We start from the raw sequence: 19,256 nt of genomic DNA on the forward strand, positions 1-19,256 counted from the left end.
ATTCTAATGGACGCTTTTTTGCGTCGCTAATATAAAATGCCAGAAAAGTTAATAGCAATCCCAATCAGTCATTGTATAACCACTGGAACTGCCATTTGATCACTTTTTACGTTCTGAAAGATACGTCCTTTGTTCTTTCTGTTGAATCGCTTCTCGGAACTCTGTAGCCGCTTCAAACTTTTTTAAATCTTGTTTTAGGTCTGCTGTACACTCGTCACACAGTTTCCCTTTAGAAGTCAGCTTCCCACAAGTATCGCATGGATAGCCTAAATTCGGAAACATTGCAGGCTGTAAGCGTCCTTTTCGTACCCATTTGTGAAGCATTGCCTCAGTCGCTTCTGTCATTTCTACAATGCGTTCGATTGTCGCTGCACGATTTTCTCGCTTTCGTAAGAAGCGGTACACCTCTTCATAGACGCGTTCTTCATTCATCCCACATTTCCCGCACACTTCACGCACACCTGTATAGTTGAAAAAATCGCCACATGATGGGCAATGTCTTAGTTCTGCCATTTGTAGTTCCTCCTGTACTCATTTCTGGATTGATCGAATAAGGGTCACCGCTTCTACCCTTGCGGCGCCTGCTTGTTTCAAGACGTTTGCCGCCTGTCGTAGCGTCGTTCCCGTCGTATAAATATCGTCCACCAATCGATACGTGATCGGCTGTACAGCTGCACCTGGTACGAGTTCAAATAACTGTTCCATGTTCAATCGCTCATGTCTGGACTTTTCTCCCATGACACTTGTATTGGTCTTAGTCAGTAACTGCACATAGGGTCGTTTTGCACCACCCAATAACGTTTCCACGTGAGCAAACGTCCGGCTCCGCGCGCGTTCTGGATGCATCGGTATGGGAACGATTGTATCCGTGCTTGAAAATGCACGTCGCAGTTCGTTTGAGAACACTTGTGCAAGTGCTACATCTTGCAGGAACTTGTATTGATGAAGCCAATCCCGCATCGCTTCGTCGTACTCGTACAGAGAATGAACGGCATCTAATACATCTCCTTCTTCCTTTATGTCGGCACGAACGAAACGTTTTGAACAATCGTCACAAAGTGTCTTTTTCTTTTCTAAAGCGAAGAATGATTGCCAAGAGGCGACATCAGAGATTGGTTTCATACACAGTAAGCATAGGTTCATGGTTGATCCCCTCCTGCATTCAGCCGTTTTATTTCCCTGCGGGCGTGGTCCATCGCGTAACTGATTCCATTATGAAACAACACGAAATCGCCGGATGGATGGTTCACATTTCGACCCACGCGACCGCCAATTTGAACAAGTGCACCCGTGTTAAATATGGATTGTTCTGCACCGACGACTGCCACTTGGATGTTTTTAATCGTAATCCCCCGTTCCAGAATGGTTGTCGTCAGCAAGCCTGGTATCTTATCAACACGCAAGTCTTGGACGTGCTGTTTACGGTCAGGATGAGCGGAATGGACGGCTCGGATTCGGTCGTCGAGATGCCGGATAGCTTGCTCCGCTTTCATCATTAGTTCAATTTCATGAAAGAATACTAGGAATGGTTCGTTCAGATTGAGCCGTTGTTTAATCCAGTTTTCAAGTGCTTTCGGTATTTTCCCTTTGGATAGCTGTTTGGAGTAGTTCCAGAGTGGTTCATATCGTGGACCAGGGAGTGGATGACCGTGATAGCGACGATAGATGGTCGAGACTGCCCCTGTTTTCTTGATGTCTGTCAGTAAATTGTCTGATGGTGTTGCGGTTACGAAGTGGATTGGTGCAGCTGATTTTGCAGCTTTTCGGACGGCGTGCTGAAGAGTTTTCACTGCAGTATATGGAAAAGCATCGGCTTCGTCGACAACAATCGCGTCGAATGCATGACGGAATCGGTAAAGCTGATGGGTCGTTGCTAGGATCAGTTGGGCGTCGAATGCTTTGACATCAGCGCCTCCATACAACGCTTCCAGTTTTGTCGATGGAAATGCTGCGCGTAGTCGTGGTTCAAGTTCTAATATGACATCGACGCGAGGTGCTGCGATGCATATGCGTTTGCCTGCTACTAGTAGCTTATGTATCGGTTCAAACAATATTTCGGTCTTACCAGACCCACAAACTGCGTGAATGAGATGTGGACGTGCTTTCAAGGTACTTTCATATAACTCTTCTGACGCTCGTCTCTGGTGTTTCGTCAATGTACCTTCCCAGGCAAGTGCGTGCTCTGTCGGATACGAGGTAGGTGGACCTTTCCAGACGATAAGCTCCGTACAAACGGAGACTCTTCCCATTTGCAGGCAGTTACGGCAATATGCACATGGACCTTCGCATTGCAGACAATCGAACGAGGTGAATAGGTGAGGGTCTTCGTCTTCGTTTTCGCATCGAATACATTTACAGCTAATTTGCCCGAACAATCCTTTTTTCATCGTGACTCCAGGAGTCGTTTCAATCATTCCGCTCTCAATATGTTCATTAATGATTTCCATAGAAAAAGGCGTATGCTGACGCAACCAAATGCGACCGTCCAGAAAGTCTCTGACGGCCGGATCGAATGGTTTGTTCATCCGCACACCCCCTACTGTTTAGTTGTTCGTTTTTCGCTTGACCCAACCTAGTCCCATGGCACCTTCGCCGAGATGAGTACCGATAACGGGACCGAAATGGCTGATGGTGAATTTGACGTCTGGGAGACGTTCACTCAATTCTGCTAGCCATAGTTCCGCCTCTTCGGGCTGATTTCCATGAATGATTGAGGCTTCAAGAGGCATTTTCGCTGCGTCTTCTGCAAGCATGTCTGCAATCCGCTTCATCGCTTTTTTTCGTGTCCGGATTTTCTCGAAAGGCACAATGACTTTATCGACAAAATGTAGAATAGGTTTCACTTGTAGTAGGCCGCCAATTAATGCTTGTGCACTGGATAGTCTGCCACCACGTTGCAAGTGAGACAAATCATCGACCATGAAATACGCACGCATCGTTTGTTTCATTTCCACGAGTTCACCCATGATATCATCCATCGAAGCACCTGCTTGTGCAAATTCCGCTGCGCGAATCGCATAGAACCCTTGCAAGTAACAGGAAATTTCCGAATCGAAAACACGAACGTCCAAGGTATCAGCCAGTTCGCCCGCTTGGACGGCGCCCGTGTATGTACCGCTGATGCCACTCGACAAGTGAATAGAAACGATTCCCTCTGCACCTGCGTCATTCAATTCGTTGAACTTCTCTGCAAATTGGCCGACGGACGGTTGCGAAGTTTTCGGTAGAGGTCCATCTCCACGCACTTTTTCGTAAAATTCTTTACAGGTTAAATCGATTTCTTCGTCATAATCTTGTCCATCTATTGTTACTGCGAGCGGAACGATATGGATCTGTAGCCGCTTGCGCAAGTCTTCGGGTAAGTAGGCCGTACTGTCTGTAACAACTGCAATTTTCACTCTCATCAACTCCTTTCCTCATTCTAACGAATTGCGCTAGAATTGGGAAATGCAATGTGATGAAAAGTAAAAGTTTTTTAGTCAAGCTGACGTCCCCAGCGGATCGCTTCTTGGGAATAAACACACAAATCGTTTAACGGGATGTCAAGTTCCTTGCATAGCACTTTCATACGCGGCAAGTCGAGACGTTCGACAGCAATCGCGATTTGAAGGAAAGGGGTCATCATTGTCGTTTCCCCCATTAGTGTTTGCATTACTTCATCCGAAAGGGGAATATCGTGTTCAATTTCGTGCCAATCACGATGTAATATCGCGTCCAACATCGAAAACATGCCTACTAAGAAAAATTCGTCCGAGTTTTGGTGTCCATTTCGTTTTGCTAGCAACTCACACAATTTCGCGCGTACAAGGGAATAATCGACAAGTACTTTCGTTCTCCCTTTCCCTTGACCGACACCCATTTGATGGATTGTGATGATGTAAAGCCATTTTTTTGTTTCTTGCAGTCCAATAAGGACGATCGCTTGTTGGATGGATGTAATTTTTCTTGGGATGCCAAACGCATAGGTGTTGATGAAGCGGAGTAGTTTGTAAGTGAGTGACATGTCTTGCGTAATGAGTCCCGCCACTTCCTGCACACTCGGCAACTCGGTATTCAGTCGGTCCATAATCCGGAAATTGTGCTCATCAATCACAGGCACTTCAGCGCCCTTTACTATTTCTGGTGTTGCGAAGAAATACCCTTGAAAGAGCGTGTACCCCGCATCTTTCGCTTCCTGAAAATCGACTTCTGTTTCAATTTTCTCAGCTAGCAATTGGACATTCGGATAGACACGTATGAAATGTTGAATCCGTTCGCGTTCTTGTCGATCTGATTGGATGAAATCGACTTTGATGAAATCGATAATTTCATACAATCCTTTCACGACTTCATATTGCTTCGTCAGGACAAAATCATCTAGTGCGATTCGAAAGCCTTGGTTTTTTAATTTCCGTAGTTTAGTGAGAAGTGTCGGCGTAATTTCGACATCTTCCAACACTTCGATGATGACTCTCGCTGGATTGAGATGGTCGTACAGATCTTGTGCCAACAACTCACCGGTAAAGTTGATGAAGGACGGGTATGCTCCTGAAACGCGATCGACACCGATCGTGAGAAATGTATTGACTAATACACCGATTGTCGCTTTTTCTGGATTGACGTTTGGAAACCGGTTCACTTCACTGTTGCGATATAAAAGTTCGTAGCCGAAAAGGTTTCCATTACGATCTAAAATCGGCTGCCTGCCTACAAATACACTTGCGTCCACTGGGATTCCACCTAACTTAGTCCATTTTCCTATATTGTAGCAAATAAGCACTATATTGCAAGTTCGCTATTTTACAATAGTATCCTTCTTCTGGATTCAACTTCTTTGAAATGATATGTTTTAAGAGTATTCAATGATTTTTGGGGGTGTATGGGATGAAAACAATTTTATTGGAAAAGAAAAATGGACTCGCTTGGGTGACGTTGAATCGACCTGATTCGATGAATGCGTTCAATTACGACATGATTCGCGAGCTTGGAGAAACGGTCGAGCAACTTCGCATTGACCCTGAAGTACGTGTTGTTGTACTGACAGGTTCCGGGGATCGCGCGCTTAGTGTGGGGGCAGATTTAAAAGAACGAAAGACGTTAACGGACGTTGACGTGAAACGCAATTTGAACAAAATCGGAGACGTTTTCACGATGATTGATCAGCTGCCTCAGCCTACAATTGCGATGATTAACGGCTTCGCGTTTGGTGGAGGGATGGAGCTCGCACTCGCCTGTGATTTCCGATTCGCTGCGATGTCCGCTGTTATGGGACTGACGGAAACGGGTCTTGCGATCATTCCAGGTGCTGGAGGAACCCAGCGTTTGCCGCGTCTCGTAGGAGAAGCAAAAGCGCTTGAGCTCATTTTGACCGCACAGCGATTGAGCGCATCTGATGCCGCATTGTGCGGACTCGTGACACGTACTGTCGAAGATGCTGTATTGAAAGAAAAGACACAGGCATTTGCCGACAAAATTCTCGCAAACGGGCCAATTGGAGTGCAACAAGCGAAATTTGCGATAAAACAAGGAATGAAGGCGGATCTTGCGACGGGACTTACGATTGAACGAAAAGCGTATGAAATTACGATTCCGACAGAGGATCGAATTGAAGCGTTGAATGCGTTTGCTGAAAAGAGGAAGCCGGAGTTTAAAGGAAGATAAGAGGGAGGGACACACGGATCTGCTTTATGGTGGATTCGTGATTTTTTGTGGGGAGGGAGGAAGAGATTCGCTGAACACGCCCGTTTCTGTGCTGTACCTGCTCGTTTCCTCTCCGCACCCGATCGTTTCTTCTCCGTACCCGCTCGTTTCCTCTCCGTACCCGCCCATTCTCCCGACCGCTACCATCACTCTCCATCCAAAAAAGCTGCCACCGCGGGCAGCTTTTTATATATACGTTGTATGCACTTGTTTCTTCTTTGCATGGTGCCAATCAGTATGCAGGCTCCTCACAATCGCCTGGGCTTCCAAAATAGCATCCACGTCTGCTTTGAGTGATGCAGTCACTAGGGTTTGATTGGCATAGATATAGAGGGTCAGTAGTCGCTCACCTTCTACAGAGGTAGCGTCGGTCATTGCCATTAATTCGAAGACCAATTGTTGGGATTGTAAGAGTCCGTCCCGCCAGTGTTTGTCGTTTTGTTCGAGTTGGTGAAGTGAAGCATCCAGTTGTTGGTCGATTGCTGTTAGTGCTTGACATACCGCGGTAAGTGGCGGTAGCGATTTGGCATTCATTTTGCGATAGGCTGTAACCGCTTGTTTGATAGTGATCATCCACTCCGCCTCCGTTCTTCTTTCTATATCGGCAAGTTAGCATTCAATTTCATGACTTTCGGTCGATATAATGTGAGAAGCCATTATTTACATAAATGAGGTGAGCCACGTGCGTATAAATAGCAACGAACAAATTCAAATGGCAGCGAATCGCGGAGTACGGAACGACAAGCAGATTGAGAAGTCATTACGTCATCTAGGAAGCGGATTAAAAATTGCAACGAGTGCCGATAATGCAGCTGGCTCTGCGATTTCTGAAACGATGCGTGCACAGATCCGTGGGATTTCGCAAGCCCAGCGCAATATGCAAGACGGATTATCTGTTCTCGAATCTTCCAACGAAGGGATGAACAACGTCAACGGCTTGTTGCAACGGGCACGTGAATTGGCGGTTCAGTCCGCGAATGGAACGTTTACGGATTCAGACCGAGTAGCAAGCGGATTGGAACTCGAACAGATTTTTGCCGCCATCAATGATACAGCGGACAAGCTCGAGTTCAATACGATGAAGATCCTTGGAGAAGATAGCGAGCTAACACTTCAAGTAGGTGGAAACGCCTCGCAGCATATGAAGATTAGCTTGTTTGATGTCCACACAGACGCCATTGGGCTTGGAGGCGCATCGCTAGCGACGCAGGAGGACGCAGACAAGCTGATCAGCACGATTGATAAAGCGTTAGGGACAGTGACAGGATACCTCACAAAAATCGGTTCGCAAATGGAATCGCTTGAGCATCATTTAACGAACGCTGGCGTTTTTGAAGTGAACTTGAATAAGTCGTTATCGCTATTAGAAGACGCCGATATGGCGAGAGAGATGATGGACTTTGTCGGATCCGACATCCGTAAAAAAGGTGACGAGTTACTGATTAAACATGTCAATAGCACGTTGCAGGAGTCACTTGGATTGTTGAAATAAAAGTTTTTAGTTACGACATAATCTATTAAACAGCACCGTTGATAGTAGCAGAAGATGGCGACTCCTGCGGGATTAGCGAGATGGAAAGACCCTGGAAGGAGCGTAGCGACTGAAGCGGCTTGCCACCTCGCCCCGCGGAAAGCGTCCATCTGGAGCGAATATCAACACTGTTTGCTTTATATTAGTGAAAAAAAACACCGAAGCCACATGCGCTTCGGTGTTTTTTACTGCCCTTGTTTCAACGCAAACGTCTCACAGCGCGGACTCTGAGAAACAAGAGCTGCTGATTTAGCGATGATAGCTATAATATTGGTGATTCCTTGATGATCCGCTTCATGAGTAGCACGGACATACGGACTATACTTTGAGTTAGAGATGTACCGGGGTGGCAACTCATTGAGGGCGAGTGCCGAAATGTCATTCAAGCACTGCTCGCAGTCACAGGCAAGATTCATATTATTTTTATATGACAACAAGGTATCACGAACGACATCTTCCATTACATTGTGGACTCCCACTTCGTTCTCCTCCATTCGAATTCCCTTCACGACTCTATGTAGCTATCCAAGCCTTCAGGGAATCTGGAAAAGTCTGGACAGTTTTACTAATACGTTCATCCTACAATATTTCCTAAATAGTTGCAATCGCTTTTGTTTTGCTGAAATTCCTAGTCCCCATAAGAAGTTTGTCCCCATACGTCTGTCCCTTCACCATTTCCGCATCAGAATATAGTAGAAGTGTTCGGATGAAACATGCTTGAAATGTACTCACATCAGCACTTTGACTCGACAAGACAGTTGGCCCCGGACGGTTGTCCAATTGTCAGTAAACAAGCTGCATATACTAGTAGTGTTCGGACGAATAAATCCTACCTTAAACGACGCCTAGTTCAAAGCACATCCACAAGACAATTTCCCTCGGACGCTTGTCCAACTCGTGCAGAATTCACATCATACACTATTAATGTACGGACTAGTAAAACCTTCCTTCCTCGACATGTCGATCAAAAACACATCCACAACACTTTGAGTAGATTGTCCCACGGACGGTTGTCCAACTCTTGTAAAACGAGCCGCATATACTAAAATGTCCGGACGCACCACATTTAAAGGAGGTGAATGACCATGGACCACGCTAAAATGCTTAATCAACTTCAATCAGTAGCAGCAGAATCTCTCAACAATCCTCGTATCACGTTGGGTGAGATCACTATCGTTTCTGCTTTGCTGACAGAATTCGCAGTCACACTAATTTTGTTCGAAGAAGTAGAAAAATTCCGCGAGTTCAACGAAAATAATACGACACCTTGCGAAAAAATCGAGTTCGACAAAGCTCTAGCTGATGTGTTAAAAGGCGTTTGTTGTATCGAAGACGCAGTTGTTAAGAAAATTAGAGCAGGCATCGCAATCGATGCAGCCGACGATTCAGTAAATCCCCCTTATGTAGGAGAATGCTGCACACGCTAACCCCTTCCTACCTCATCAAAAAACGCCTGTTCCTTCCCCCGGGACAGGCGTTTTCCTCATGTCATAAGCTCTTTTCAAACCAGTCCGTTAACTCGTTCAAGCGCGTAATACGCAAGTTTGGTTTTCCTGTTCGGGACAAGTTATGGTCAGACTCGGGGAACCGAACGAATTCGGTTTCCTTTTTCATGCTTTTCAACGTGATGTACAGCTGCTCGGCTTGTTCAATCGGACAGCGTAAGTCATTTTCTGAATGAAGAATGAGCAGAGGTGTTTTCACATTTTCTGCGTATTTCAGCGGCGAATGCTTCCACAATGTGTCGACATCCGTCATATCCGCTTTAATCTGCCAGTCACTGAAGTAATATCCAATGTCTGAAACTCCGAAGAAACTGATCCAATTGGAAATGGAACGTTGTGTAACAGCGGCTTTGAAGCGATCCGTATGGCCGACAATCCAGTTCGTCATGAATCCGCCATAGCTTCCGCCTGTAACGCCGAGCCGGTCTTTGTCAATCCAGCTATGATTTTTTAAAACATCATCCAGTGCATCCATAATATCTTGGTAATCTCCGCCACCATAATCGCCGCGTACTGCGTCTACGAATGCCTGGCTATAGCCGTGACTGCCACGTGGATTGATGTAGAGAACACCCCATCCTTTTGACGCCAATACTTGCATTTCGTGGAAGAACGAATTGCCGTACATCGCGTGCGGACCACCATGAATGTTCACGACAAGCGGATACGTGTTGCCCTCTTCATAGTTAGCCGGTTTCATCAGCCAACCATGAACGTCAAAGCCTCCAGCGCCTTCTAATTGGATCGTTTCTGGCTGTACTAATAGTGTGTCCGCTACATAGTTTTCATTGAACGATGTCAATGCTTTTCGTTCCCCCGTTAAAATGTCTAGACGATACAATTCGCCAGGGTTTACCGGATTACTAACAGCTGCGAGTGCGAACTGTCCGTTTTTCGCTACATCATAATCGTAGACATGCTCCGACTCAGAAGAAGCAGGATACAAGCTACCTTCCAAATCTGCGAAATACAGTCGGACATCCCCCATCGTCGTGACTTGGAAGTACAAGTAATTGCCTTTCGTCCAAACCGCTTCAGGTGGATTCGGTCCTTGCTGATGATCCGCGACTACCGCATCCCCAAGAGGCGCATCGAGTGCTTCCGTCAGATTAAGCGTCGTCTTGTTTTCACAGTCATAGACGTACAGGTCAGAGTGAGTCGCGTTCTCAAACGTCCGATCCGATCCGCCATATGCAATATAGCGATCGTCTTCTGAAAACGTTGCGCCACCAAAATAACCTTGTTCATCGACAAGAACCGTTTCTTCTTTCGTTTCAACATCAACAAGCACCAACGGTTGACGGAAGTCGAAATCTTTGTTTTCAGCGCGATTCGCGCCGACAACGAGCTTCTTTCCGCAATGCGACACTGCTTGCAAGGAATGATGGAAAGGATCTTCTGTGAATGCTGTGATTTCTCCACTTTCCAGATTTAAACAACCAATTTGCGAATGACGGTCTTCTTTCACAAACCCTGCCCCATCCGCCTTATATTTCATCGTCGTAACGCGAAGCGCTTCAGGTTGTTTCTTTTCGTCTTTCCCTTCTTTATCTGTAAACGTTTTTCCGTCTTCCAGTGTACTTGTTAGCCAAATTTCCTTTCCGCATGGCGCCCACAAGAAGCTATTCACACCCGTCTCATAGTCAGTCAAACGGCGGGCTTCTCCTCCAGCAACTTGCATAACAAACAGCTGGTTCTTCTCATCACGTGTCGATAAAAACGCAACTCGACTTCCATCCGGCGACCATTGAGGCTGAGAAACACGCTCTTTCCCATACGTCCATTGCGCTGAACTTCCCGACTCCACATCAAGGTGATGCAAATGCGCATGATACGCATTCTCTTCCTTATCTATCTGCGTCACAATAAACACCGCTTCAGAAGCATCCGGAGACAACACCGGATTCGTCACCGACTTCAATTCAAATAAATCCTCTTGCCGAACCATCTGTTTACCTGTCATCTTCATTCCTCCCTAATGCCATCTATTTCGACACCCGTAAGACTTTCCCTCCTAATCTAAAAACTTTTTCTGAGGTTTTTTGGGTTTGAGGGTTTTAGGTTTTCTTTTCTTTCCTCCCCACCTGTTTGAGTAGGAAACCTATGTCCAACAATACCTGTTGATTGAAACGTAAGACGGCGACTCCTGCGGATCAGCGAAGATCGAAGACCCTGGACTGAGCAAAGCGAAGGAAGCGGCTGAGATCAAGCCCGCGGAAAGCGTCCGTCTGAAGTGCAAATCAACACCCTCTACTAACCTATTTCCCAGTTTCCAACTCAAACACATCAATCATTACCTTCAGCGACTCCGCCATATCACTCAGCACATGCGCACTAGCCGAAATCTCCTCCATCGTCGCATTCTGCTCCTCAGCCGCCGCCACAATATTTTGCGCGCTGCCCTCGGACCGCTCCGACAACTCCTCCACCTGCCCGACAAGCGATTTCATCGAATGCGTACTTGCATTGATCTCCTCACTAATCGCAGACACTTCCTCCGTCTGGGCCGACACCTCACCAATCATCTTCGCAATCTCATGGAAACGCTCGCCTGAACGTTTCGCCATTGACAAGCCTTCTTCGACATTCGACTTCGTCACCGTAGTCGCCTGTTGCACACTCTTCACTTCCATTTGGATTTCTCCAATCAAACGGTTGATTTCACTCGCCGCTTTCGCAGACTCCGACGCCAAATTTCCGACTTCCCCCGCAACAACAGCGAACCCTTTCCCATGTTCTCCTGCACGCGCCGCTTCGATTGAAGCATTCAACGCTAGCAAATTCGTCTGCCCCGCAATCTTTGTAATGAGCTCAACGATACTCCCAATCTTCTCAGATCTCTTGGAGAGTTCATGCACCACATTAGCTGTATGAACCGTGGATGCTTGGATTTGCTCAATTTTTTGAACGGTTTGCTGCATGACCGCTGTGCCATTTTGCGTTTCTTCCGTTGTGGAAATTGCAAGGTCTGACACTGTATGAATAGCCGTTGCGGTTTGATCCATACCTTGAGTAATTTCAGAAACGATTGTTGTCGTTGAGTGTGTGTATTCCAATTGTTCGGATGAACCTTCCGATATGCCGACAATCTCTTCCGTAATTTGTGTCGAAGCTTGCGCAGTTTCATCTGCACTTGCTGTTAGTTCACTAGATGTCGAAGCAATTGTAGCAATTGTTGTCTGTAGCTCTGCAATGATTCGATATAAGTTGTCGGATAGCGTGTTGGCATCTCGTGTTAATTGTCCAATTTCGTCTGGATCTCCTACTTCAAGAGGTTCCGGCGTCAATTTGCCTTCCGCCATTGCATTCATCCGATTCGTGATGATGGTGATCGGTTTTTGTATTTTGCTTTGCAGGTAGCGAATGCCAAATCCTGCAATGACGATGCCTAGGATCGCACCGACAATCATTGTGATGAGAACACTTAAGTATAAGGCATGTCCTTCTTCTTCGATTGCTGTTAGTTCATTTTTATGTGCCTGTTCAAGCGCGAGTAAGTCACTTCTAAGGGTATCGATGGTTACGCCAGTTTCATAAGAGTTCTGAATAGCTTCCTGTTTATTACCAGCTTTGCTTGTTTGCAATAATTCCTTGATTTGACTGTCGTAGATATCTAATTGAACTTGAACCGCGTCGAATGCTTGTTGTTCGTTTGATGGTAGCGCTTTCTTATAAGCGGTTTCTGTCGCTTGCAATTGTTCTTGGTTTAATGCAATTTCTTCCTCATATTTCTCTTCAAACGGACGATCTTTCGACACGAGATGTCGCTGCGTAGTACTTAACATCTGTTGCACCGTTTGCTCAAGTTCGTTGTTGTACTGAATCTTCGGCAGAACCCCTTCATTCATGGCCTTTGTGTTCTCATTCAACCTGTACGAACTAACCACACCAATACTTCCAAGCACGAGAATCAAGACCAAAATGGTTCCAAACACAGCATTCAATTTTCCTCTAACCGACTTTTTCATAAGGCACCCCCTTTTTATACTTTTAGTATATAGCGTATATATCGACCAAAACTTGTAGACTTTCGACATACGTGTGAATTTTTAATATATTTGCAAGGTGTGGTGAGGTGGGGTGGTAGAGTTGAACGGGTGCCTTGTGGAATGGAGCGCTTAGACTGCGTAATAGGGCGGGCTCACCTCGATGAACGTGCGGGTTTCTCGCCGAAACGAGCGGGTTCACCTCGAGAACGGGCGGGTTCTTCGCCGAAACGAGCGGGTTCACCTCGAGAACGGGCGGGTTCTTCGTCGAAACGGGCGGGTAGCCCTAGTCTTTCTGAACACAAAAAAGAGGACGCAAATTCGCGCCCCCTGCACTTAACCCACTAGCCCTCAAACTTTCACGAAATCCTTCAAAGAACGTCGCAAGATTTTACCGGTCGTGTTCTTCGGTAGTTCATCCAAAAATTCGATATGCTTGGGCACTTTGTACTTCGCAAGACGCTTCTCGCAAAATGCGATCAGCTGCTCTTCAGTCACATCTGCCCCATCTTTTGCGACCACATAAGCAAGGACTTCTTCACCGAAATTCGGATCCGGTACGCCGAGAACTGCTGCTTCTACGAGGTCGCGATGCGTGAACAATACTTCTTCCACTTCTCGCGGATAGACATTATACCCTCCAACAATGATCAGATCTTTCTTGCGATCGACTATGTAGAAGTAGCCATTTTCGTCTTTCCGTGCGAGGTCGCCTGTGTACAACCAGCCGTCACGAAGGGCAGCTGCTGATTCTTCGGGCATTTTATAGTAGCCTTTCATGACATTGTCGCCTTGGACGATGAGTTCTCCGACCTGTCCAACAGGCACTTCATCTCCAAGCTCATCGACTACTTTGTTCTTCACATTCAAGATCGACGTTCCGATTGAACCCGGAACGCGTTCACGATCTAGTGGATTAAAACATGTCACTGGCGACGCTTCCGACAAACCGTATCCTTCCGACACTTTTACTTGGAACTTCTCTTCGAAGTTTTCAAGGAGTGCAACTGGTAGGGACGCCCCGCCTGAAATTGCGAGTCGAATCGACGAAAAGTCTTCTCGTGTTGCTTCCGGATATTGCACCATGAAGTTGTACATCGTCGGCACACCCGCAAAGATTGTCGCTTGCTGCTCTTTCACAGCTTTGAACACTTCAACCGGGCTGAATCTTGGCATCAGGACAATCGTCGCTCCTTTGACGAGAGGTGCGTTGACAACAACAGTCAGTGCGAACACATGGAACACTGGCAATGTTGCGATGACGCGGTCTTCAGAAGAAAATCCGAGGTACTCTCCAACGTCACTAGCATTTGAATACAAGTTTCGATGCGTCAACATAGCGCCTTTTGGACGACCAGTCGTACCGGAAGTATACAAAATGATAGCGGTTTCATTTTCATCGACAGCAACTGGCTCCATGTCAGACTTTCCACTTCTGAGCACTTGGGTGAACAAATGCGTTTTTGCTTTCGCCTGTTCGGACAATGCCTCTACTTTTTCACTTGTCTCCCCCGTTGTCTCACACACAATATAGTGTTCAATGACAGGAAGCTGAACAGATGCTGCTTCAACGAGTGGAAGTAGTTGTTCGAGCGCAACGACTACTTTTGCATCGCTATCTTGCAGAATGTACGAGATTTCATCTGGTGAATAGATTGGATTCACTGGAATCGCAGTTGCACCTAATCGCATGGTTGCATATAGCGATATAAGAAAATGTGGTGTATTGCCGAGTAACAAAGCGACATGATCACCTTTGTTTACTCCTAAGTCTTGTAAAGCGGATGCGAATAGTGCGACTGATTGGTCAAATTCTGCGTACGATGTATCCTTACCTGTAAAGTGATAAGCTGTTTTTCCAGGCTGTGATTTTGCGGTTGCCCGGACTCTTTCTACTAAATTCATCGTAGTACCACCCTTCGTAGTTGAATGAATAGTCATTCATTACCATCAACTATTAGTATATAAGAAAAATTTAAATAATTCAACAGCCTTTATTTTTAGATATTTTATCTTCAAACTAATTTCTCGTAATATAAAAGACACCGGAAATTACTCCGGTGTCCGAATGTGAGATAAGTACCTCCATCGAATCAGGTAGAAATAAGAGATTTGTAAGACCGCAAATCCCCCCAATACAAGAGTCAGCTCTTTTACAATTGAAATTTCTGCGAGTGCATCCCAAATGACTTGAAGCGCCAAAAATGCGAACGCACTATGCACAAATGCCACTCCCCAGGGGATGAAGAACTGTGGCAACAGCTGTCGATTCACAATCTTCTTCAACTCTTTATCTGTAATGCCCATACGGCGCAACACGTCAAACTGTCTGCGGTCACGGTCCAAGGTTGTATACAAACGGAAATAAACGAAACTTCCTGCTGCAAGGAATAATACAGCTGCGAGCATTAATCCCATGAACAGCAATAAAGAAAATGTTGTGCGGATGATAGAATAATTCAGTCCTGGATTGCCGAACGAAAACAGCGTTCCAGATTCGCCACCAAGTAAAATAGACTGCAATTCGTCTTCATGTAGCGCACGACCAACGTCTTTCGTCTCTTGCCAGTCAGCTATATTGAACGCGTAATAACGGAATAACGATGAATCCGCACCGTCCTCACCCATTAGTACCCGTTCAAAGTCTGTATCCGTCAAAATGATTGCATTGGCTCCAATTGCGTTCGGTGGAAATAGCTGATGCGGATATGCTCCAACAATCTCCATATCAAGACCACTTTTTTCTAGTGAAGTGTTGACTGTGCGATCTTTCAATTGTTGGTAGGATGATTCGGACTGTGGCAAAAAGAGTGCTTTCCCATCCTTTACGTCAACAGCCGGAAAGCCAAACGTGTATCCGAGTGCGTTGATACTCGACAGTCGAATAATCGACACGCTCATATCAGTGAAGGACGACTTTTGTTCAAGCACCCGAAATTCAACAAGACTATAGTCGATTTCCTTCTCATTCAACTCGTCCGTGAGCTGCCGGACATGAATCTGTTCCAGCACGTTTCCTGGGTAGCTCTTGTAGACGAGCCCTAGAGGGTTTATTTCCCGGTATTGATTGGCAAAAGAAGTAAGGGATGCGAGCAATCCGACAGACATGAACGCAAGAGTCGATACCATCGTAACGATGAAAAACATGCGCGCATTTTCTTTCAATCTCACAACGCCCTCTGAGAGCGACAATAGCCAAAACGGCCGCCAATAAATGCGTTTTCTTGTTCGGAATAGCTGAATCAGATACGGTAAAGAGTCGCTAAAGAATAAGTACGTTCCAATTACAGCCGCTGCCGGTAACATAAAAATGACACGGATAACATACGTATGCGTTGCGTAGACTGCCATGACATACGTCAATAGAAGCATTGCGATTCCAGCGAATGCACGCCATTTTGACGACGAATATGCATCTTGCTCCGCTGCTTCTCCTTGCAGCAAGTCATACACTTCCCCCGTGCGGATGAACATCGGAGCAAGCAGTGAAATAATGATGAATACACTCGCGAAACTGCCTACTGTCAACACAAAAGGATGCCATGTGAAATAAAGGGGTAGCGTCGGAACTTGGATGAGTTCTTTCACAATCATCAAGAAAAATTTCGAGAAAACAAATCCAAGAAACGTTCCGACAACGATTGCAACACCACCTATCAACATCGTTTCAAGGAAGATGAGTCGTTGGAGCTGCCTCCTTGCCATCCCGAGCAATAGCAAAATGCCGAACTCTTTCGTCCGAGCTTGTAAAAACGCGCGCATCGAATAGAACAAGAAAAATAGTGTGAAGATGAACAACACAAATTCCGCAGTAATCATGCCACTCGTCGCTACCTCTTGGACAAAGCCCTCGTTCATCGCAGGATGGAACAACAGCATGGAGTACAGGAAGAACACCATGACCGAAAACGCACTCGCCATGAAGAAGGCTGCATAAATGCGCCGATTCCGGACGACGTTACGGTATGCGAACTGACGAAAGGTCATTGACGTTCCCTCCGAGCAACGACAGCACGTTTAAAATCTGTTGGAAAAATGTACGGCGCTGTTCATCTTTGTACAATTCGTTGAAAAACTCACCATCTTTGATGAACAACACACGATCACAATAACTTGCAGCAAGTGGATCATGTGTCACCATAATAATCGTGGTGCCTGCGGTCTGATTGATTTTCGATAGTAGTTCCAATACATCCCGCGCTGATTTCGAGTCCAGATTCCCTGTCGGTTCGTCCGCCAGAATGAGTTCTGGCTCATGGATAAGTGCACGTCCAACTGCTGTGCGTTGCGCTTGCCCACCGGATAATTCGTCAGGCCTTCTGGATAAAATCTCATTTAACGCCAGTTTGTCAGCAAGAGCTGCAATTCTGCGTTTCATCTCCGGCACTGGCACGCGATCGAGCGTTAGCGGGAGTACCAAGTTTTCCTCAACTGTCAACATTTGTAGCAAATTAATCGTCTGAAAGACAAATCCTAAGTGCCGCCTTCTGAATAACGCGAGGTCGTTCTGATTAAGCGTCTCGGGTTCAATTCCATTCACTGCAATCCTGCCATACGTTGGCAAGTCAATTGTTGAAATAAGATTGAGCAATGTCGTCTTACCACTTCCAGATGGCCCCATTATCGCGATGAACTCGCCTTCTTCCGCTTCAAAATCGAGACGATTCAACGCCCGATGCATCACTTTGCCTTCATAGATTTTCGTCACTTCCGATAACTCGACGATTTTCCGTGCCATCGTTTTCTACCGCCTCTCCATTTGAGAACAACACAGACACAGCTGTCCCTTCGCCCACTTTCGACTCAATTGTCAACGCATGTCCAAGTCGTCCACATACTTCAGATGCGATATACAATCCCATCCCTGTCGATTCTCCGGTTTTACGACCGTTTTCTCCAGTGAAAAACGCACGAGTCACTCGCTTCACATCCGTTTCAGGTATACCAATTCCTTCATCCTTTACGGTCAACTGGATGCCTTGATCCGTTCTATCAGCGGTCACGTACACTTTTTTCCCTTTTTCAAACGTATACTTTACTGAATTTGTTATAAATTGTCCAAGTATGATTTTCATCCATTTCGGGTCGGTGGCGACGACAAATTCCGTATCCACACGAATTTCAGGAAACACTCCATTTGTAATGAACAACCGCTTATGCTCTGTCACCACTTGTCGAACGAGGTCCTCCAATACAATCCGCTCAATTCTCATATCATCTTCAAATGTCTCGAGCCTTGCATTGACGAGCACCGCATCTAGCCCATCCTGTAATCTGTCGAGCTCTTCATGGAAACTTTTCCGGTCGATTTCCTCTTCTTGCAAGAGCAAGCCCAGAACTGAAATCGGTGTTTTCATTTGATGGACCCATTGGTTAATGAAATGCAATTGCCGTTGCTGCGCAGCATCAAGTTTTTGAACATCACTATGATAGAGTCGATACAATTTCCGCATATATTGTGCCGTCATCCGATGTTCCGGCGTTTGTGGTCGACCGATTAACGCATCTTCCATGCGTCCTGGTTCTCGCTCAAACACTTCATAAAAAGATCGCCGAGTAATGAATTTCGCGAGTAAGTAGCCAAACGTCAACATGATCCCCATCAATATTGCGTAGACGGCTGTGCTCCAGTCGCGCGCGCCATCAAGCCAAAAAAGGAGGACGATAAATAGCAACATTACAAGCTGGAACAATAAAAATGAGGCATGTTCTTTTATAAATAACTTGTACTTATTCATACTTCTTCAGTCGCTAGTACAAATCGATAACCAGCTCCGCGAACTGTATCGATTGTTGAAAGAATATCAAAATCCGCCAGTTTTTTACGAACACGAGCAATGTTGACATTCAATGTGTTTTCATCTACAAACGACTGATCGTCCCAGAGTTCTTCGAGTAAAGTCTCACGGGATACCACTTTTGGCGCTGCCTCCATCAACAACTCCAGAATAATGCACTCCTTTTTCTGAAGAGGAACAATGGTGTCTCCCGATTGGAGTTCCATTCTCTCTGCAAATAGCGTCAACGTCCCTGTTTTCACAATCCGTTCCGACTGCGCAGGAGCATATTCGCCAAACGAACGACGTAGATGGCTTCTGATTTTCGCTAATACGACATCATAATGGAATGGTTTAGTGATGAAATCGTCACCGCCATTTTCAAGCGCAAACACTTGGTCCATATCACCCGAACGTGCTGAAATAAAAAGAATCGGACATGTCGTTTGAGTCCTCAACTGACGGCACCAATAATAGCCGTCGTATGTAGGCAAATTGATGTCGAGTAAAATCAGATGCGGATCGAACGACAGACACTCATCCGCGATTTGATCGAAATCCTCCGCAACGGCTACTTCATACTGGTATTTCCGCAGTGTGTCTGCAAGCAGTTCCGCGATTTTACGATCATCCTCCACGATAAAAATACGATGTTTCTCCATAGATCCGCGCCCCCTTTACAAGTAGTTTCAGTATACCGTAAATCGTCTCCACTCGCCTTTCTCACACATGTAAAAAACAGGCTCCTCTCGCCGATTAGGCAGAAGGAACCTGTTTG

The 19,256-nt window shown here is 46.0% G+C and carries 18 protein-coding genes; 3 read left to right on the forward strand and 15 right to left on the reverse strand.

What is annotated here, in order from left to right:
- Positions 1–99 precede the first annotated feature (99 nt).
- From ACR65F_RS01850 to ACR65F_RS01870, 5 genes are all read right to left on the reverse strand, one after another.
- Positions 100–513 (reverse strand): TIGR03826 family flagellar region protein, encoded by a 414-nt coding sequence (locus tag ACR65F_RS01850; RefSeq protein WP_440502979.1) that lies wholly within the window; start codon positions 511–513, stop codon positions 100–102.
- Positions 514–531: 18 nt separating this feature from the next.
- Entirely contained in the window at positions 532–1,143 is a 612-nt protein-coding gene (locus ACR65F_RS01855; RefSeq protein WP_440502981.1) for a ComF family protein, read from the reverse strand.
- Entirely contained in the window at positions 1,140–2,525 is a 1,386-nt protein-coding gene (locus ACR65F_RS01860; RefSeq protein ID WP_440502983.1) for an ATP-dependent helicase ComFA, read from the reverse strand. Before ACR65F_RS01860 ends, ACR65F_RS01855 begins: the two co-directional genes overlap by 4 nt.
- Before the next feature lie 18 nt (positions 2,526–2,543).
- The gene (locus tag ACR65F_RS01865; protein WP_440502984.1) at positions 2,544–3,398 is read right to left on the reverse strand and encodes a DegV family protein; all 855 of its coding nucleotides are present in this window, start codon (positions 3,396–3,398) and stop codon (positions 2,544–2,546) included.
- Between the two features lie 77 nt (positions 3,399–3,475).
- Complete coding sequence (locus ACR65F_RS01870; protein ID WP_440502985.1) at positions 3,476–4,708, reverse strand: EAL and HDOD domain-containing protein; 1,233 nt, start codon at positions 4,706–4,708, stop codon at positions 3,476–3,478.
- Between the two features lie 155 nt (positions 4,709–4,863).
- Here ACR65F_RS01870 and ACR65F_RS01875 point away from each other — a divergent pair, with 155 nt between their 5' ends.
- Positions 4,864–5,640 carry an enoyl-CoA hydratase-related protein gene (locus ACR65F_RS01875; protein WP_440502986.1) on the forward strand — a complete coding sequence of 259 codons (777 nt, stop codon included), beginning with the start codon at positions 4,864–4,866 and terminating at the stop codon, positions 5,638–5,640.
- A 24-nt stretch (positions 5,641–5,664) separates the two neighbouring features.
- On the opposite strand, the gene ACR65F_RS01880 is transcribed toward ACR65F_RS01875, so the two are convergent.
- Positions 5,665–5,826, reverse strand: a complete 162-nt coding sequence (locus ACR65F_RS01880) for a hypothetical protein (protein WP_440502987.1) — start codon at positions 5,824–5,826, stop codon at positions 5,665–5,667.
- A gap of 39 nt (positions 5,827–5,865) precedes the next feature.
- Entirely contained in the window at positions 5,866–6,252 is a 387-nt protein-coding gene (locus ACR65F_RS01885) for a flagellar protein FliS (RefSeq protein WP_440502988.1), read from the reverse strand.
- Positions 6,253–6,361: 109 nt separating this feature from the next.
- On the opposite strand from ACR65F_RS01885, the gene ACR65F_RS01890 reads away from it, so the two are divergent.
- Positions 6,362–7,171 (forward strand): flagellin, encoded by an 810-nt coding sequence (locus tag ACR65F_RS01890; protein ID WP_440502989.1) that lies wholly within the window; start codon positions 6,362–6,364, stop codon positions 7,169–7,171.
- A gap of 224 nt (positions 7,172–7,395) precedes the next feature.
- Here ACR65F_RS01890 and ACR65F_RS01895 read toward each other — a convergent pair whose 3' ends face one another.
- Positions 7,396–7,704, reverse strand: coding sequence for a late competence development ComFB family protein (locus tag ACR65F_RS01895; RefSeq protein ID WP_440502990.1), 309 nt, complete (start codon positions 7,702–7,704; stop codon positions 7,396–7,398).
- A gap of 591 nt (positions 7,705–8,295) precedes the next feature.
- Between ACR65F_RS01895 and ACR65F_RS01900 the strand changes: the two genes are divergently transcribed.
- On the forward strand, positions 8,296–8,637 hold the full coding sequence (locus ACR65F_RS01900; RefSeq protein WP_039042143.1) for an alpha-helical endospore appendage domain-containing protein: 342 nt from the start codon (positions 8,296–8,298) through the stop codon (positions 8,635–8,637).
- 61 nt (positions 8,638–8,698) lie between these two features.
- Here ACR65F_RS01900 and ACR65F_RS01905 read toward each other — a convergent pair whose 3' ends face one another.
- From ACR65F_RS01905 to ACR65F_RS01935, 7 genes are all read right to left on the reverse strand, one after another.
- Positions 8,699–10,678 (reverse strand): S9 family peptidase, encoded by a 1,980-nt coding sequence (locus ACR65F_RS01905; protein WP_440502992.1) that lies wholly within the window; start codon positions 10,676–10,678, stop codon positions 8,699–8,701.
- Positions 10,679–10,973: 295 nt separating this feature from the next.
- Positions 10,974–12,683 (reverse strand): methyl-accepting chemotaxis protein, encoded by a 1,710-nt coding sequence (locus tag ACR65F_RS01910; protein ID WP_440502993.1) that lies wholly within the window; start codon positions 12,681–12,683, stop codon positions 10,974–10,976.
- Between the two features lie 369 nt (positions 12,684–13,052).
- On the reverse strand, positions 13,053–14,606 hold the full coding sequence (locus ACR65F_RS01915) for a fatty acid--CoA ligase family protein (protein ID WP_440502995.1): 1,554 nt from the start codon (positions 14,604–14,606) through the stop codon (positions 13,053–13,055).
- A 147-nt stretch (positions 14,607–14,753) separates the two neighbouring features.
- A complete protein-coding gene (locus ACR65F_RS01920) occupies positions 14,754–16,688 on the reverse strand; it encodes an FtsX-like permease family protein (RefSeq protein WP_440502996.1) in 1,935 nt (644 codons plus the stop codon).
- Positions 16,660–17,439: an ABC transporter ATP-binding protein gene (locus tag ACR65F_RS01925; protein WP_039042147.1), complete on the reverse strand. Its 780-nt coding sequence runs from the start codon at positions 17,437–17,439 to the stop codon at positions 16,660–16,662. The genes ACR65F_RS01920 and ACR65F_RS01925 overlap by 29 nt, the downstream gene beginning before the upstream one ends.
- A complete protein-coding gene (locus ACR65F_RS01930) occupies positions 17,393–18,439 on the reverse strand; it encodes a sensor histidine kinase (protein ID WP_440502998.1) in 1,047 nt (348 codons plus the stop codon). The genes ACR65F_RS01925 and ACR65F_RS01930 overlap by 47 nt, the downstream gene beginning before the upstream one ends.
- Positions 18,436–19,140 carry a response regulator transcription factor gene (locus tag ACR65F_RS01935; protein ID WP_440503000.1) on the reverse strand — a complete coding sequence of 235 codons (705 nt, stop codon included), beginning with the start codon at positions 19,138–19,140 and terminating at the stop codon, positions 18,436–18,438. Before ACR65F_RS01935 ends, ACR65F_RS01930 begins: the two co-directional genes overlap by 4 nt.
- Between the last annotated feature and the right edge of the window lie 116 nt (positions 19,141–19,256).

The sequence above is a fragment of the Sporosarcina sp. SAFN-010 genome, from assembly GCF_059415065.1.

Bases quoted from the DNA above. Each gene is read 5' to 3' on its own strand.
- ACR65F_RS01885 (WP_440502988.1), bottom strand. From the start codon at position 6,252: ATGATCACTATCAAACAAGCGGTTACAGCCTATCGCAAAATGAATGCC.
- ACR65F_RS01875 (WP_440502986.1), top strand. From the start codon at position 4,864: ATGAAAACAATTTTATTGGAAAAGAAAAATGGACTCGCTTGGGTGACG.
- ACR65F_RS01925 (WP_039042147.1), bottom strand. From the start codon at position 17,439: ATGGCACGGAAAATCGTCGAGTTATCGGAAGTGACGAAAATCTATGAA.
- ACR65F_RS01935 (WP_440503000.1), bottom strand. From the start codon at position 19,140: ATGGAGAAACATCGTATTTTTATCGTGGAGGATGATCGTAAAATCGCG.
- ACR65F_RS01880 (WP_440502987.1), bottom strand. From the start codon at position 5,826: ATGGTAGCGGTCGGGAGAATGGGCGGGTACGGAGAGGAAACGAGCGGG.
- ACR65F_RS01910 (WP_440502993.1), bottom strand. From the start codon at position 12,683: ATGAAAAAGTCGGTTAGAGGAAAATTGAATGCTGTGTTTGGAACCATT.
- ACR65F_RS01855 (WP_440502981.1), bottom strand. From the start codon at position 1,143: ATGAACCTATGCTTACTGTGTATGAAACCAATCTCTGATGTCGCCTCT.
- ACR65F_RS01850 (WP_440502979.1), bottom strand. From the start codon at position 513: ATGGCAGAACTAAGACATTGCCCATCATGTGGCGATTTTTTCAACTAT.
- ACR65F_RS01930 (WP_440502998.1), bottom strand. From the start codon at position 18,439: ATGAATAAGTACAAGTTATTTATAAAAGAACATGCCTCATTTTTATTG.
- ACR65F_RS01905 (WP_440502992.1), bottom strand. From the start codon at position 10,678: ATGACAGGTAAACAGATGGTTCGGCAAGAGGATTTATTTGAATTGAAG.
- ACR65F_RS01920 (WP_440502996.1), bottom strand. From the start codon at position 16,688: ATGACCTTTCGTCAGTTCGCATACCGTAACGTCGTCCGGAATCGGCGC.
- ACR65F_RS01860 (WP_440502983.1), bottom strand. From the start codon at position 2,525: ATGAACAAACCATTCGATCCGGCCGTCAGAGACTTTCTGGACGGTCGC.
- ACR65F_RS01895 (WP_440502990.1), bottom strand. From the start codon at position 7,704: ATGGAGGAGAACGAAGTGGGAGTCCACAATGTAATGGAAGATGTCGTT.
- ACR65F_RS01900 (WP_039042143.1), top strand. From the start codon at position 8,296: ATGGACCACGCTAAAATGCTTAATCAACTTCAATCAGTAGCAGCAGAA.
- ACR65F_RS01915 (WP_440502995.1), bottom strand. From the start codon at position 14,606: ATGAATTTAGTAGAAAGAGTCCGGGCAACCGCAAAATCACAGCCTGGA.